We start from the raw sequence: 15,378 nt of genomic DNA on the forward strand, positions 1-15,378 counted from the left end.
AAGTAGCATTTATTTAACATTTGATGCGCAAAGATTGTGCTAAATCGTGTCAGTGACCGACCCTGCACTAAAGTGTAGCGGGTATTTCCCTGCACGGATCGCGGTTTTAACACAGGCTATTCTGGCAGGAATTGCCTGCATTTCCTTCCCCTTACAAGGGTTATTTTTTTGATCCAGCACACGGTTTTAGTCTTTATGAGAAAAAAATAGCCAGGCAGAAGTGAGCAAAATCAATTCAATTTGATTTTTAATTTTTTCACGATGCCGGATAAGGTCAACAAACGGCGTTGGCGCTTTTTAAAACACCAGCATAAAAAAGACCAGGAGAAAAACGCGGGAGAAAGGAAATTAAGGCATAAAAAAAGCCCTCCGAAACACTAACCGTTTCGAAAGGCTTTTTTAGACAGCTCTGCTAACTTTTGTGAATATTAATCAGGATGTTAGAGAAAACGAATTATCACTCGTCTTCATCTGCAAAAGCGGAGCGATCCTGACCCGTAGCGGTCAGATTGTAGGGATCGTTGCTCGACTCCATGGCGTTGAAAATAGCCAGCGCCAGTTCGTTGTCGCTTTCCGGATTGCGGCACAGCAGGTATTCCGTATCCGGCAGCATCGGCAACCCTTCTGCTGCACCCATCACGCGGAGTTCCGGGCTCATCATCTCTACCGGACGAGCGGTCACGCCCAGACCCGCTTTAACGGCGGCGCGGACGGCAGCCAGCGTAGAGGCCACATAAGAGATACGCCACGGGATACCCGCTTCGTTAAGGTGATCAATAGCCATATCACGATAAGGGCTTGGCTCGTCCAGCAGCACCAGAGGAATTGCTTCTCCGCGCTGGAACACGTAATCGGCCGCACAGTACCAGAGCGTGGGCGAAGTACGCAGTACCTGCCAGGTAAAGTTCATCGGGCTGGAAGTGGTTACCACCAGGTCTACTTCTCCCTGGTTCAGCATTTCCATCATAAATGGATTACGCTTGACGCGAACGTCGATAGCCAGCTTCGGATAAACCGAGGTCACGCGGTTGAGCAGGAAAGGCAGAATGGTGTCTGACGTATCGTCAGAAGCGCCGATAGTCAGCACGCCCTGGATATTGCTGTACATCAGCGAGGTGCAGGCTTCATCGTTAAAGCGCAGGATTTTTCTGGCGTAGCCCAGCAGCTGAATACCGTGCTCGGTCAGCAGCTTATTACGGCCATGTCGGGCGAACAGCTCTTTCCCTACCAGCTGCTCCAGACGCTGCATCTGCTGGCTGACGGCAGACTGCGTACGGCATACTGCCGCCGCGGCAGCGGCAAAAGTATTCAGATCGGCGACAGCCACAAACGTTCTGAGCAGATCGAGATCGAGATTAAGAATTGGACGATTTGCACTGGTCATGTTTTCTTCACTTTTATAAGATTTTTAAGATACTACTATCCTGGTGTTATTATCTGCTTTATCAATAAGATAGAGAGACAACCGTAGGCAATGCGACCCGTTGGCTCGTCATTGCCTTAATCACAAACGCGTTATCCCAGCGGCCCAATATGCCCGACTGATGCCGTTGCAAGGCCGCTGACAGATTTATACGTTTGGTACTTCAGCGTGCGTCAGGTTACCTGCCGCCACACCCTGTTACCGTCCAGCCGCCCGCTGGATTAGCCCGGCGCTGTTAGTGTAAGACAACCATAAAAAATCAAACAGCCAGAACACTGTAGTCACAGTGGAATAATAATAAACAAAGCTTAACATTATTGGCGATAAAACGCGCTAAATATTGTTCCGGAAACAGGCTCGTCATACGTCCTTTTTCCTGAAGGATATCCTGACATACTGTCGATTACTTTTTAAGCCCAAATCCGATTATTCTTATCAGTAAAATAATTTTTTATTGTGGATCGCACCTTCTGCTCGCTTTGCACCATAAAAATTTATCAATTAGTAACAATATATCAGCAACGACTGCTCTCCCGTTAAGGTTCTGTCGCTTTTTGTCACCGTCGCCTGTTGCTGCGGTGATGGGTAACCACTGACCAGCCAGTTAAGCAAAGCTGAATAGTTTCATGCGGTGTCAATGCATCTTATTTTACCTAATCGTTACAAAAATGGCCTTCTTGCTTGCAAAAAAACGGGCTTTTTTACACGCTCCCGCACCCGAAGCAGGCGTAAGTTTTATTAAACCTTCTCCAGGAAAAAGCGTCGAACCTGAACGGGCTTTGCTGCTGTGCCGTTCAGACAACGCGCAGGCGCGCCGGGCAAACCCGCTATCGGGCTTCAAAAGCGCTGGCGAGAGGAGTACATTGTGCGGGTTTACTTTTCCACGGCAGGAATGCGGCTCAGCCAAAGGCGAATGAAATGACCCCAATTGATAAATCCAGCAAGCTCGATAACGTTTGTTATGACATCCGAGGCCCGGTATTAAAAGAAGCCAGACGCCTTGAAGAAGAAGGCAATAAAGTCCTCAAGCTCAATATTGGCAATCCTGCGCCTTTTGGTTTTGAAGCCCCTGACGAAATCCTGGTCGATGTTATTCGCAACCTGCCGAGCGCGCAGGGTTACTGCGACTCTAAAGGTCTCTATTCGGCGCGTAAAGCTATCGTGCAGCACTATCAGGCTCGCGGCCTGCGCGAAATCACCGTCGAGGACGTTTATATCGGCAACGGCGTTTCCGAACTGATCGTGCAATCGATGCAGGCATTGCTGAACAGCGGCGATGAGATGCTGGTGCCGGCGCCCGATTATCCGCTATGGACGGCCGCCGTTTCGCTTTCCAGCGGTAAAGCGGTGCACTACCTTTGTGACGAGTCGGCTGGCTGGTTCCCGGACCTGGACGACATTCGCAGTAAAATCACTCCGCGCACGCGCGGTATCGTGATTATTAACCCAAATAACCCAACCGGCGCAGTTTACAGCAAGGAGCTGCTGCTGGAAGTCGTGGAGCTGGCCAGACAGCATAATTTGATCATTTTTGCCGATGAAATCTACGACAAAATCCTTTATGACGCCGCTCAGCACCACTCTATCGCCGCGCTGGCGCCGGATCTGTTAACCATTACCTTTAACGGCCTGTCAAAAACCTACCGCGTGGCGGGGTTCCGCCAGGGCTGGATGGTGCTGAACGGGCCGAAAAAACATGCCAAAGGCTACATTGAAGGGCTGGAAATGCTGGCCTCAATGCGCCTGTGCGCTAACGTGCCTGCGCAGCACGCCATTCAGACCGCGCTGGGCGGCTACCAGAGCATCAGCGAGTTTATCGTGCCGGGCGGCAGGCTGTATGAACAGCGCCAGCGCGCCTGGGAACTGATCAACGATATTCCGGGCGTCAGCTGCGTCAAGCCGGACGGCGCGCTTTATATGTTCCCGAAAATCGATGCCAAAAAATTCAACCTCCATGACGATCAGAAAATGGTGCTGGATTTTCTGCTGCAGGAAAAAGTGCTGCTGGTGCAGGGCAGCGCCTTTAACTGGCCATGGCCGGATCATGTGCGCATCGTCACCCTTCCCCACGTAAACGATCTTGAAATGGCTATCAGCAAGTTCGGCCGTTTCCTGGAAGGCTATCGCCAGTAGTCTGATACCGAACCGGATCGGCCAATATCGCTGCATTCTGTAAACTACCGTGATGCCAGAGCGGAATACTTACCGCTCTGGTCTTCAGGCACAGGAAACCGTCCGATGAATCAAAGTCATTTTTTCGCCCATCTCTCCCGTCTTAAACTCATCAACCGCTGGCCGCTGATGCGCAACGTGCGCACGGAAAACGTTTCCGAACATAGCCTGCAGGTGGCGATGGTGGCCCATGCGCTGGCGGTGATTAAAAATAAAAAATTCAACGGCAACCTTAACGCGGAACGGATCGCGCTGATGGCGATGTACCACGACGCCAGCGAAGTCCTGACGGGCGATTTGCCAACGCCGGTAAAGTATTACAACGCGCAGATCGCCAACGAATATAAGAAGATTGAAAAGATAGCGCAGCAGAAGCTGGTCGAGATGCTGCCCGACGAGCTGCAGGATGCCTGGCGACCGCTGCTGGACGAGCAGCAGCGCAGCGAAGACGAGACGGCTATCGTCAAGCAGGCTGATGCGCTCTGCGCCTACCTGAAATGTCTGGAAGAGCTGGCCGCCGGTAACCATGAGTTTCAGCTGGCGAAAGCCCGGCTGGAAAAGACCCTGACTCAACGGCGCAGCCCGGAAATGGACTATTTTGTAGAGGTCTTCGTGCCGAGCTTCAGCCTGTCGCTGGATGAAATCAGCCAGCAATCGCTATAGCCGCGCTCAAAACGGGAAGAGCAGCGGCACCAGCAGCACGCTGACCACCATAATCAGCAGCGTAAAAGGCACGCCCGTTTTGACAAAATCGCTGAAGCGATAGCCGCCCGGCCCCAGCACCAGCGTGTTGACCGGACTGGAAACCGGCGTCATAAAGGCGCTGGAAGCCGCTACCGCGACAATCATGGCGAAAGGATAAGGCGAAACGCCCATTTGATGCGCTGCGGCGACGCCAACCGGCGCCATCAGCACCGCCGTGGCGGTATTAGAGATAAACAGACCGATAGTCGCGCACAGAACGAACAGGCAGGTCAGCATGACGTGCGGCGTATAGCCGCCGGCCAGATCCATCAATCCGTCGACAATCAGCGTTATTCCCCCGGTTTTTTGCAGCGCCAGCGCAAACGGCATCATGCCCACAATTAAAATAATGCTCGGCCAGTGGATCGCCCGGTAGGCGCTTTCCATATCGATGCAGCGAAATTTACCCATCAGCAAACAGGCAATGAGCGCCGCTATGGGATTGGGGATTTCATTGGTGAGCATCATGGCAACCATCAGCGCCAGGCAAAAAATGGCGTGCGGCGCCTGGCTGCTGGCGGGCGCGACGTCTTTCACCTCGGCAGGCAGGCTGAGCAGCAGCACGTCCCGCTTTTGTAGCTGCAGCTGGGTGATTTTTTTCCAGTCGCCGATCACCAGCAAACAGTCCCCCAGCTCCAGCGGCAGATCGCTCAGTAAGCCTTCCAGTACCTCGCCGCGACGGCGGATGCCGATCACGCTCACGCCGTAACGCGTACGGAACGAGCTTTCCCGCAGCGTTTTGCCCTGCAGTTCGGAATCGGGAAAAATCAGCACTTCCGCCATGCCGACATCCTGCGCCCGATCGGAAAAGTATTCGCCGCGCAGGATCATCGGTTCCAGCCGGTATTCGCTGCAAAATTCGCGGATATCGATATCGGCGGCGGACATATCGATCAGCAGCACGTCGCGGGCGCGAAACTGCGTCATGCCGGTCACCGGCACCATCACCCGCCGGAATTTGCGCCAGCGCTCCAGCCCAACCACGTTAATGCCGTAGCGCTCGCGCAACCGTAAATCGTCCAGCGGCTCGCCAATCAGCGGCGAACCGGGGTGCACGGCCAGGCGGCGCGCTCTGCCGCTCAGCCTGTAATCCCTGATCAGATCGCGGAAAGTACGTTCCTGTCCTTTTCTGGCGTGTTTGTTTTCCGCCGCGCCCAGCCAGAAACGCGCGACAAGCATATAGCCGATGCCCAGCAGCAGCGCGACCAGCCCGATCGGCGTGACGTCGAAGAAGCCGAAACCCGCCAGCCCTTCCCGCACCAGCTCGCTGTTGATCACCAGATTGGGCGCCGTCGCGACCAGCGTCAGCATGCCGCTGATCAGCCCCGCGAAGCTCAGTGGCATCATCAGCCTGCCCGGCGAACGGTTCATCTTCGCCGAGACGCTCATCACCACCGGGATAAAAATCGCCACCACGCCGGTAGAGCTCATAAACGCGCCCAGACCGGCTACGGTCAGCATCAGCAAAGCCAGCATTTTCGCTTCGCTGCTGCCCGCCATTTTCATCAGCCAGTCGCCCATTCTCAGCGCCACGCCGGTACGAACCAGCCCTTCACCGATCACAAACAGCGCCGCGATCAGCAGCACGTTAGCGTCGCTGAAGCCCATCGTGGCTTCCTGCAAGGTCAGCGTGCCGCTAAGCACAAAGGCGATAATCACCAGCAGCGCCACAACATCCATACGCACCTTGCCGCTGACAAACAGCGCGATCGCCATTGCCAGCAGGCTCAGCACCCAGATAAGCTCGTTATTCACATCCGCTTCCCGCTTATGAGCAAAACTGTCGGGAGGATGCCATAAAAAAGCCCCGCGGATGCGGGGCTAAATCATAAGTTAGTGCTTTCGATGCACGTCGATGGTGCCGTCACCGTTTTTATTGATGATCAGCTCCTTCAGCGAGCTGAGCTGCATGGCGACCTCTTCCAGACGAGGTGAACCGGCAGGGGCGTTGACGGCAATCACATGGCTGCCCGCCGCGAGGCCGGAAAGGATACCCGCAGCGGCGTCTTCCACTACCACGCACTCTTCCGGCTCCAGCTCCAGCAGCTGGGCGCCCAGTAAATAGGCATCCGGTGCCGGCTTACCGTTTTGCACGCGTTCAGCGGTGACGAATACCTCCGGTTCCGGCAGGCCAGCCGCCTTACGCCGGGCAGAAGCAACGGGAACAGAGCCGGACGTAACGATAGCCCACGGAATATGCAGCTCGTTAAGCGTGGCGAGCAGTTCCTGCGCGCCCGGTAAAGCTACGATGCCGTCGGTATCTTCCGCTTCGATTTTTTCCAGCGCCAGAAACTCCTGCTGGATGGCCTCTTCAGACGCGCCGGCCATAAAATGACGCAGTGAGGTGATAGCCTGCTTGCCGTGGATAAAATTCAGCACCTCATCCGCTGCGATGTTGTGCCGCGAGGCCCAGTTTACCCAGGCGCGTTCGACTACCGGGAGAGAGTCCACCAGCGTGCCGTCCAAATCAAACAGAAAACCTTTACACTTCACTACATGTTCCTTCTCAGGCGTTGATGATTTGCGCGATCTCGTTCGCGCTCAGATGATACTGCCTTGGGCAAGTGTGCCATACGGCCAGCATCCGTTGATACTTTTCCCACATCGGCGTCTGGGCGTTAAAGCCGTGGCTGCCCGCATCAAACTGAGTATAGCGGCCTTCAATCTGTACCATAAACCGCACGTAGCCAAGGAATCGCGCCTCGGTAGCGGCGTCGAAGCCTAAAAACTGCAGGCGACGCGCTTCGATTTCGCCGGGATCTTTCAGATTTGTCCAGGACACATGCAGCGCGTGGTGCATCTCCATAATATCAATCAGCGTACGGCAGACGGATTCCGGCAGCTCGCCGAATTCGCGATCCAGCTCGCGCATTTGCAGGCCATAGCCGCGTTCGACGATCGTTTGCAGACGACGATAGCGCTCAAGATTATCGGGATCCAACAGGCTCATCAGCTTGTACTGGTTAGAAAGGATTAAACGCTGCGCATGGCTCATTTCCATCATCAACTCCTGGTGTCACGGTGGACAAAATGAAAGGATGGCGCAAGGATCGCATAACGCGCTGTGGCGAGGCACAGCAAACCGCTACTTCTTTGATGCAGGGCAGTTTTTCGCCGCCGCAGCGGCGAAAACCGTAGAACTCAGAGATCGTCGAGGAAAGTTTTGTCCAGCTGACCGAAAGCGCGCTTCAGCACGTCGGCGAGAGCCTGGTAAGTAGGTTTGCCTTCAACAGGCGCCAGCGCCTGGCCAGCGGCCTGAAGTTTTTCGCGCACTTCGTGAAACCAGCTAAGCAGCGTGGGCGGCAGCGGCGTGGCGGAACGTTTGCCCAGCCACCACAGGCCCTGCATCGGCAGGCTACAGGCGAACAGCGCGGTGGCGACGGCAGGCCCAAGCTGGCCCCCCAACGCGATCTGCCAGGTCATGGCGAAGACGGCCAGCGGCGGCATAAAACGGATGCCGAATCGCGTCGCCGTGGTGACTCTGTTTTCCGGAAACAGAGGCGCAAGACGCTTGTCGGCTGGCCACGTCTTCATATAATGCTGCCCGTTCTGAAACAGCTTGACCCAACCGACAGTGCCGGATTCATTTGCCATGGTTGACCTCAACTTCACGGATAAAAATTAAACAAAAAATACCACGTAACAACTTTACCTTACAGCCTTCAAAAAATTTTGTCTTTACAAGGCACTCTGGTTATCCTGTGCGCGATTGTTGAATGGCTGTTACATGCTTGCTGCGATTCTGCTGAGCTCACACGGGTCGGCCCGCACAAATTCAAAAAATCTTTGGGTTTTTATGAAATTTTTTTGCTTTCGGACAAATTATGCCGACAGCATGATGTTCATCATAATGTACCAGCTTTCATGCGCTACGCTGATAGTCTGATTGAGTTTTTTTTCGCCACCCTCAACCAATAGGACCTACCATGTCGAGTAAGTTAGTTCTGGTTTTGAACTGCGGTAGCTCTTCGTTAAAATTCGCCATTCTTGATCCCGCAAACGGCGACGAATATCTTTCCGGTTTAGCCGAATGTTTCCACCTGCCCGAAGCGCGCATCAAGTGGAAACTGGAAGGCGAAAAACAGGAAGCGGCCCTGGGCGCTGGCGCAGCTCACAGTGAAGCTCTTAACTTTATCGTTAAAACTATTCTGGCACAAAAACCAGCGCTGTCTGCACAAATTACTGCAATAGGTCACCGTATCGTGCACGGCGGCGAAAAGCTGACCCAGTCCGTGGTGATTGACCAGGACGTTGTTCAGGGTATTAAAGACGCCTCTTCTTTTGCGCCGTTGCATAATCCGGCGCACCTGATCGGTATCGATGAAGCGATGAAAAACTTTCCGCATCTTTCCGATAAAAACGTGGCGGTGTTCGATACCGCGTTTCATCAGAGCATGCCGGAAGAGTCTTACCTGTATGCCCTGCCTTATCATTTATATAAGGAACACGGCGTGCGCCGCTACGGCGCTCACGGTACCAGCCACTACTACGTCACGCACGAAGCGGCCAAAGCGCTTAACAAGCCGCTGCATGAACTGAACATCATTACCTGTCATCTGGGCAACGGCGGTTCCGTCAGCGCAATTCGTAACGGCGAGTGCGTGGACACCTCTATGGGCCTGACGCCGCTGGAAGGCCTGGTCATGGGCACCCGCTCCGGCGATATCGATCCGGCGATTGTGTTTTTCCTGCACGATACGCTGGGGATGAGCGTTGACGCCATCAACAAAATGCTGACCAAAGAGTCCGGGCTGCTTGGCCTGACCGGCGTGACCAGCGACTGCCGCTACGTGGAAGAGAACTACACCACCAAAGAAGATGCTAAGCGCGCGATGGACGTTTATTGCCATCGCCTTGCCAAATACATCGGTTCCTATACGGCGCTGATGGAAGGCCGGCTGGACGCGGTTATCTTTACCGGCGGCATTGGCGAAAACGCCGCAATGGTGCGCGAGCTGACGCTGAAAAAACTGGCGCTGCTCGGTTTTGAACCCGATCATGAGCGTAATCTGGCCGCTCGCTTCGGCAAAGCGGGTTTTATCAATAAAGAAGGCACCCGACCTGCTATTGTCATCCCGACTAACGAAGAGCTGGTGATTGCGCAGGACGCCAGCCGCTTAACCGCTTAAGTGCACACCGTCAGCTCAGGCTGACGGTGCTGTTTCAGACATCAGGAAACCCACCGCCGCTGTTTTTCCGGCAGTTATCGCTAAAGCATCGGCATAACGGGTCTAATTATGAGAGGTTTACCTTGTCTCGTACCATAATGCTCATCCCTACCGGCACCAGCGTCGGTCTTACCAGCGTCAGCCTTGGCGTTATCCGCGCGATGGAGCGTAAAGGCGTCCGTCTCAGCGTGTTTAAACCTATCGCCCAGCCGCGTACCGGCGGCGATTCGCTTGACCAGACCACGCTGATTATCCGTAAAAACTCCGCGATTCCGGCAGCCGAACCGCTGCAGATGAGCCGCGTGGAATCGCTGCTCGGCGCTAATCAGCAGGACGTGCTGATGGAAGAGATCATCGCGCGCTACCACGAGAACACCAAAGATGCAGAAGTAGTGCTGGTGGAAGGCCTGGTGCCGACGCGCAAGCATCAGTTCGCTACGGCGCTGAACTATGAGATCGCCAAAACGCTGAACGCGGAGATCGTTTTTGTGATGTCGCCCGGCAACGATTCGCCGGAAGCGCTACAGGAGCGTATCAAGCTGACCCGCAGCAGTTTCGGCGGCAGCAAAAATAAAAACATCACGGGCGTGATCGTTAATAAGCTGAACGCGCCTGTTGATGAACAGGGCCGTACCCGTCCCGACCTTTCCGAAATTTTTGATGACTCCACCAAGGCCAGCATTGCCAATATCGATCCGCAGCAGCTGGCCGTCAACAGTCCGCTGCCGGTGCTGGGCTGCGTGCCGTGGAGCTTCGATCTGATAGCTACCCGCGCTATCGATATGTGCCACCATCTTAATGCGCAGATTATTAACGAAGGCGATATTGCCACGCGCCGCGTGAAGTCGGTGACGTTCTGCGCCCGCAGCCTGCCGCATATGCTGGAGCATTTTCGTCCCGGCTCGCTGCTGGTGACCTCCGCCGACCGTCCTGACGTGCTGGTGGCTGCCTGCCTGGCGGCAATGAACGGCGTGGAGATCGGCGCTATCCTGCTGACCGGCGGCTATCAGATCGATGCGCCTATCCAGCGCCTGTGCGAACGCGCCTTCGCGACCGGCCTGCCGGTGTTTATGGTGAAAACCAATACCTGGCAGACCTCGCTGAGCCTGCAAAGCTTTAACCTGGAAGTGCCCAGCGACGATACCCAGCGCGTTGAGCGGGTGCAGGAATACGTGGCCAGCCATATCAGCGCCGACTGGATTGACTCGCTGACCGCCGCCTCCGAGCGCAGCCGCCGCCTGTCGCCGCCGGCCTTCCGCTATCAGCTGACCGAGCTGGCCCGCCATGCCCGCAAGCGCATCGTGCTGCCGGAAGGCGACGAGCCGCGCACCGTTAAAGCGGCCGCTATCTGTGCCGAACGCGGCATCGCTACCTGCGTGCTGCTGGGCAATCCGGATGAGATCCAGCGCGTAGCCGCAGCCCAGGGCGTCGAGCTGGGGAAAGGCATCGAAATCGTCGATCCACAGCAGGTGCGGGAAAACTATGTGCCTCGCCTGGTGGAGCTGCGTAAAAACAAAGGTATGACCGAGGTTGTGGCGCAGGAGCAGCTGGAAGACAACGTGATGCTGGGCACCATGATGCTGGAAAGCAGCGAAGTGGACGGTCTGGTTTCCGGCGCGGTGCACACCACGGCCAACACCATTCGTCCGCCGTTACAGCTGATTAAAACCGCGCCGGGTAGTTCGCTGGTCTCTTCGGTGTTCTTTATGCTGCTGCCGGAGCAGGTGCTGGTGTATGGCGACTGCGCCATCAATCCGGATCCGAATCCGGAGCAGCTGGCTGAAATCGCCATCCAGTCCGCCGATTCCGCTACCGCTTTCGGCATTGAGCCGCGCGTGGCGATGATCTCCTACTCGACCGGCAACTCCGGCGCGGGCAGCGACGTGGAAAAAGTGCGCGAGGCTACGCGCATCGCCAAAGAGAAACGCCCGGATCTGGTGATCGACGGCCCGTTGCAGTACGACGCTGCGATTATGGCCGACGTCGCCAAATCCAAAGCGCCGGATTCACCGGTCGCCGGTCGCGCCACCGTGTTTATCTTCCCGGATCTGAATACCGGTAACACCACCTATAAAGCCGTACAGCGCTCTGCCGATCTTATTTCCATCGGGCCGATGCTGCAGGGTATGCGCAAGCCGGTTAACGATCTGTCGCGCGGCGCGTTAGTAGACGATATTGTTTATACTATCGCCCTGACCGCCATTCAGGCGAAACAGGCCGAAGGTTAATACGCACTTTAAATTGAAGCGGATCGAAAGGTCCGCTTTTTTTTTCGGAAATAAAAAAGTCATCCTGGCGAAATAACATTACCCCCGGTATTTGCGCCCGTCCTGAAACATTCATTTTTACGCAAAGAATAAACACACAACCCTCTGATATAAAAAATAAAAATTCTGAATAAAATTATTCCTGGTAGAATCCAGGTTCCGGTGCCAGGCTTATCATGGCAAGAGACAGAGTCTTTTTGATAATAATGTCTTCAGGAACAACACCTATATCAGGCAAGGGAGTTCTCTCATGAGCGATCACCAAGTTCATCCGGTTTACAATGAAGTAAATAGCGGCATTCCGCTAAAGCGTATTTCATGGAGCGCTATTTTCGCAGGCGTGATCCTTTCCGTGGTTATTTATTTGCTGCTAACCATTCTGGGTACGGCAATTGGCGCGACCACGATCGATCCGTTAAAAGAACAAAATCCGCTTGAAGGCCTGGGCACGGGCGCCACTATCTGGACAGGGCTGAGCATGCTGATCTCTGTCGGTGCGGGCGCCTATATCACCGGCCGCCTGGCACAGCGTGAAGGCGCGCTGCACGGATTACTGATGTGGGCCGTGAACACGCTGGTTTGCGTGTGGCTGTTCGCTATTGTGCTTAGCAGCGCCGTTAGCGGTACTGCCAGCGTGATCGGCTCCGGCTTCAACATGCTGGGCAACGGTATTTCCAGCGTAGCGCCTTCTGTAGGCCAGAACATTAAGCAGAAACTGCAGGAAAACAATATTGACCTGAACAATCTGCAAAACGAGCTGGAAACCACGCTGCGTCAGACCGGCAAGCCAGAATTGCAGCCGGAAAAACTGCAGCAGGACGCTAATAAAGAAGCCGATACCGCGCAAAATCAGGCTGAGGACACTGCCAAAGATCAGCAGAATGCCGATACCGATTTAGCCAGCTGGTTCTCAGGCGTCGTGCAGCGTAACCAGGCTACCCTTCAGGCTGCCGACGTTGACGCGCTGAAAAACATTGTTAAAGCCCGTACTGGTAAGAGCGATCAGGAAGTCGATCAGATCGTTGCTCAGACGCAACAGAGCTATGAGCAGGCTTACCAGAAATATCAGGAACTGAAAAAACAAGCGGAGCAGAAAGCCCGTGAAGCCGGTGAAAAAGCCGCCGCCGCTACGGCAAAAGCCAGCTGGATCGCCCTGATCACGCTGCTGGTGGAAGCCGCGATCGCAGGTTGGATGGGTATGCTAGGTCGTAAAACACAGCCCCGCCTGGCCGTACGCGAAACTCGCTAATTACCAGTGCTAAAAAGGCCGCTTATGCGGCCTTTTTTTTAGCGATTCTGCTCGCCGTTGCGGCTCAGCCACAGCGACAGCGCTTTCAGCGAATCATCCGTAAACTCGTCGCAGCGGCCAGTGATCTCTTCCGGCGTCATCCAGAATATCTCTTCGACCTCTTCTTCCTGCATCGCGAACGGGCCGTGAGACACGCAGCTAAACAGGCCTCCCCACACGCGACAGTGCTGGTCTTCATAATAGAACAGACCATGCTCCGCAAAAGGTACAGCGGCAATGCCCAGCTCTTCTTCTGCTTCCCGACGCGCCGACTCCAGCATCTCTTCGCCGCTTTGTACTACGCCGCCAGCGGTTGCATCCAGCATTCCCGGCATAAAGTCTTTGTTCTGCGTCCGGCGCTGCACCAGGATCTTGCCTGCGCCGTTATGCACCACGATATAGGTGGCGCGATGACGTAAACATTGCGCCCGCATCTGCGCCCGGCTGGACTTCGCGATTACCTCGTTATCTTCGTTAACGATATCCACCCACTCCGTGCCGCTGTCTTGCTCCACCATCCCCAACCCTTACTTTTCTGGCGCCTTCGCGCTCGTTGATGCCTGCCCGCGCAGTCTGCCACGGGTCGCCTTAAGATACTGATCCCGCTGTGTCATTCTGCGGTATCTTTAGAAGATTCAGACAGCCAAAGCTGCACCGACGCCCGCTGCCACTGAAAATGAGCGTAATCCGCCACGCGCGCCGGTACGCTGTCGCCATGCAGCGCCAGCCTGTTAATCATTATCGCTAAATCCGTATCCGCTATCGACCACTCGCCAAAAAGATTCTGCTGGCCCGACGGCAGCAGCTTTTCAACGGCGCTTATCAGTTTATTAGCGGAGCGCTGCGCCGCCGTCGACAGCGGCGCAAAGGTTTCGCCAGCAAACAGAACTTCCGTGGGGCGCTCCTGGCGAAGCGGCAGAAAATCACTGCGCAGCCAGGCCTGGATCTCTCTGGCCCTGGCGCGCTTTTCCCGGCCCTGCGGATAAAGCCGTTCAAACTCCGGCGCAGGAAAGCGCTCCTCCAGATATTCGGCGATGGCGGAGGATTCAGAAAGCATAAAATCATCAAGTTGCAAAGTGGGCACGCGGCGCGTCAGCGACAGCGCGCCATAGCCCGCCTCAAGGTGCTGGTCGCTGGCCAAATCGACACGCTTTACTGAAAAAGGCACTCCCTTTTCGCTGAGCGCCACAAAAACAGACATTACATAGGGACTAAAAAAACAGGCATCTGACCACAAAACAACGTTGGGATAATTCATCCTCGGTTCCTTATCAGGCGGCGTCTGCAACCTGTTTACCCATTTTTTTAACAGAAGGCAATCTCTCCTGACCGGCGTCGGTTACTTTGCCGACGCGCGTCGCGCTTTCCCGTCAACTTCGCCTAAGCTTATGGCATTGACGACACCCTTTGAGGAGAAAAAAATGCACATTTTACTCACGGGCGGCACCGGTCTGATCGGCAGCCATCTGATCCCTCGTCTTCTATCCCGGGGCGACAGCGTGAGCGTGGTCACGCGCGACGTCGTCAGCGCACGGCAGAAACTGGGGGAAAAGGTTAGCCTGTGGTCCGGGCTGGATCAGCAGCGTAACCTTGACGGCGTGGATGCCGTTATCAACCTGGCCGGCGAGCCTATCGCCGACAAGCGCTGGACCGAACAGCAAAAGCAGCATCTTTGTGAAAGCCGCTGGCAGATGACCGAAAAGCTGGCCACGCTGATCAATGCCAGTACGACCCCGCCGAAAGTTTTTATCTCCGGTTCGGCCACGGGGTTTTACGGCGATACCGGCGATGTGGTGATCACTGAAGACGATCCCGGCCATGCGGAATTTACCCATAAGCTGTGCGCGCACTGGGAAGCGCTGGCGATGGTGGCCGACAGCGACAGAACACGGGTTTGCCTGCTGCGTACCGGCGTCGTGCTGGCTAAAACCGGCGGCGCGCTGAGCAAAATGAAGCTGCCCTTCAAACTGGGCATCGGCGGCCCCCTTGGCAGCGGACAGCAATATATGCCGTGGATCCACCTGGACGATATGCTGAACGCGATCCTGTGGCTGCTGGATAACCCGGATCTACGCGGGCCGTTCAATATGGTTTCGCCCTACGCGGTACGCAACGAGCAGTTCGCCGCCATGCTGGGTCATGCGCTGCACCGACCAGCCTTTATGCGCACGCCCGCCAGCGCGATTAAGCTGATGATGGGCGAATCCGCGGTGCTGGTGCTGGGTGGTCAGCACGTGTTGCCGAAGCGGCTGGAAGCGTCAGGCTTCAGCTTTCGCTGGTATCAGCTGGACGAAGCGCTGGCGGACGTGGTGTAAC

Annotated in this window: 13 protein-coding genes; 6 read left to right on the top strand and 7 right to left on the bottom strand. The window is 55.4% G+C overall.

Going from position 1 to position 15,378, the window contains the following annotated elements:
- Positions 1-457: 457 nt before the first annotated feature.
- The gene (gene lrhA, locus QZH36_RS14345) at positions 458-1,384 is read right to left on the bottom strand and encodes a transcriptional regulator LrhA (protein WP_125288256.1); all 927 of its coding nucleotides are present in this window, start codon (positions 1,382-1,384) and stop codon (positions 458-460) included.
- Between the two features lie 957 nt (positions 1,385-2,341).
- On the opposite strand from lrhA, the gene QZH36_RS14350 reads away from it, so the two are divergent.
- On the top strand, positions 2,342-3,556 hold the full coding sequence (locus QZH36_RS14350; protein WP_253459776.1) for a pyridoxal phosphate-dependent aminotransferase: 1,215 nt from the start codon (positions 2,342-2,344) through the stop codon (positions 3,554-3,556).
- A gap of 105 nt (positions 3,557-3,661) precedes the next feature.
- Positions 3,662-4,258, top strand: coding sequence for a 5'-deoxynucleotidase (gene yfbR / locus QZH36_RS14355; protein ID WP_253459774.1), 597 nt, complete (start codon positions 3,662-3,664; stop codon positions 4,256-4,258).
- A 6-nt stretch (positions 4,259-4,264) separates the two neighbouring features.
- Here the strand turns inward: yfbR and QZH36_RS14360 are convergent, their stop codons facing one another.
- From QZH36_RS14360 to yfbV, 4 genes are all read right to left on the bottom strand, one after another.
- Positions 4,265-6,094 (bottom strand): SLC13 family permease, encoded by a 1,830-nt coding sequence (locus tag QZH36_RS14360; RefSeq protein WP_301730502.1) that lies wholly within the window; start codon positions 6,092-6,094, stop codon positions 4,265-4,267.
- A 78-nt stretch (positions 6,095-6,172) separates the two neighbouring features.
- Positions 6,173-6,832: a sugar phosphatase gene (locus QZH36_RS14365; RefSeq protein WP_301730503.1), complete on the bottom strand. Its 660-nt coding sequence runs from the start codon at positions 6,830-6,832 to the stop codon at positions 6,173-6,175.
- A gap of 13 nt (positions 6,833-6,845) precedes the next feature.
- Positions 6,846-7,340 (bottom strand): YfbU family protein, encoded by a 495-nt coding sequence (locus tag QZH36_RS14370; RefSeq protein WP_301251980.1) that lies wholly within the window; start codon positions 7,338-7,340, stop codon positions 6,846-6,848.
- 140 nt (positions 7,341-7,480) lie between these two features.
- The gene (gene yfbV / locus QZH36_RS14375; RefSeq protein WP_253459766.1) at positions 7,481-7,933 is read right to left on the bottom strand and encodes a terminus macrodomain insulation protein YfbV; all 453 of its coding nucleotides are present in this window, start codon (positions 7,931-7,933) and stop codon (positions 7,481-7,483) included.
- 332 nt (positions 7,934-8,265) lie between these two features.
- Here yfbV and ackA point away from each other — a divergent pair, with 332 nt between their 5' ends.
- From ackA to QZH36_RS14390, 3 genes are all read left to right on the top strand, one after another.
- Positions 8,266-9,468 (top strand): acetate kinase, encoded by a 1,203-nt coding sequence (gene ackA, locus QZH36_RS14380; RefSeq protein ID WP_253459762.1) that lies wholly within the window; start codon positions 8,266-8,268, stop codon positions 9,466-9,468.
- A 122-nt stretch (positions 9,469-9,590) separates the two neighbouring features.
- On the top strand, positions 9,591-11,735 hold the full coding sequence (pta, locus tag QZH36_RS14385) for a phosphate acetyltransferase (protein ID WP_253459759.1): 2,145 nt from the start codon (positions 9,591-9,593) through the stop codon (positions 11,733-11,735).
- Positions 11,736-12,024: 289 nt separating this feature from the next.
- Positions 12,025-13,023: an APC family permease gene (locus tag QZH36_RS14390; protein WP_301730504.1), complete on the top strand. Its 999-nt coding sequence runs from the start codon at positions 12,025-12,027 to the stop codon at positions 13,021-13,023.
- 38 nt (positions 13,024-13,061) lie between these two features.
- Here QZH36_RS14390 and yfcD read toward each other — a convergent pair whose 3' ends face one another.
- The gene (yfcD, locus tag QZH36_RS14395; protein ID WP_125288264.1) at positions 13,062-13,580 is read right to left on the bottom strand and encodes an NUDIX hydrolase YfcD; all 519 of its coding nucleotides are present in this window, start codon (positions 13,578-13,580) and stop codon (positions 13,062-13,064) included.
- Positions 13,581-13,672: 92 nt separating this feature from the next.
- Positions 13,673-14,320: a glutathione transferase gene (gene yfcF, locus QZH36_RS14400; RefSeq protein ID WP_253459752.1), complete on the bottom strand. Its 648-nt coding sequence runs from the start codon at positions 14,318-14,320 to the stop codon at positions 13,673-13,675.
- 163 nt (positions 14,321-14,483) lie between these two features.
- Between yfcF and QZH36_RS14405 the strand changes: the two genes are divergently transcribed.
- The gene (locus QZH36_RS14405; protein ID WP_301730505.1) at positions 14,484-15,377 is read left to right on the top strand and encodes a TIGR01777 family oxidoreductase; all 894 of its coding nucleotides are present in this window, start codon (positions 14,484-14,486) and stop codon (positions 15,375-15,377) included.
- The last annotated feature ends 1 nt before the right edge of the window (position 15,378 follow it).

Source organism: Erwinia wuhanensis (genome assembly GCF_030484085.1).
GTDB classification, from domain to species: domain Bacteria; phylum Pseudomonadota; class Gammaproteobacteria; order Enterobacterales; family Enterobacteriaceae; genus Erwinia; species Erwinia aeris.

Coding starts and splice junctions, on each gene's coding strand:
- lrhA (WP_125288256.1), bottom strand. CDS start 1,384: ATGACCAGTGCAAATCGTCCAATTCTTAATCTCGATCTCGATCTGCTC.
- QZH36_RS14350 (WP_253459776.1), top strand. CDS start 2,342: ATGACCCCAATTGATAAATCCAGCAAGCTCGATAACGTTTGTTATGAC.
- yfbR (WP_253459774.1), top strand. CDS start 3,662: ATGAATCAAAGTCATTTTTTCGCCCATCTCTCCCGTCTTAAACTCATC.
- QZH36_RS14370 (WP_301251980.1), bottom strand. CDS start 7,340: ATGGAAATGAGCCATGCGCAGCGTTTAATCCTTTCTAACCAGTACAAG.
- yfbV (WP_253459766.1), bottom strand. CDS start 7,933: ATGGCAAATGAATCCGGCACTGTCGGTTGGGTCAAGCTGTTTCAGAAC.
- ackA (WP_253459762.1), top strand. CDS start 8,266: ATGTCGAGTAAGTTAGTTCTGGTTTTGAACTGCGGTAGCTCTTCGTTA.
- QZH36_RS14390 (WP_301730504.1), top strand. CDS start 12,025: ATGAGCGATCACCAAGTTCATCCGGTTTACAATGAAGTAAATAGCGGC.
- yfcD (WP_125288264.1), bottom strand. CDS start 13,580: ATGGTGGAGCAAGACAGCGGCACGGAGTGGGTGGATATCGTTAACGAA.
- yfcF (WP_253459752.1), bottom strand. CDS start 14,320: ATGAATTATCCCAACGTTGTTTTGTGGTCAGATGCCTGTTTTTTTAGT.
- QZH36_RS14405 (WP_301730505.1), top strand. CDS start 14,484: ATGCACATTTTACTCACGGGCGGCACCGGTCTGATCGGCAGCCATCTG.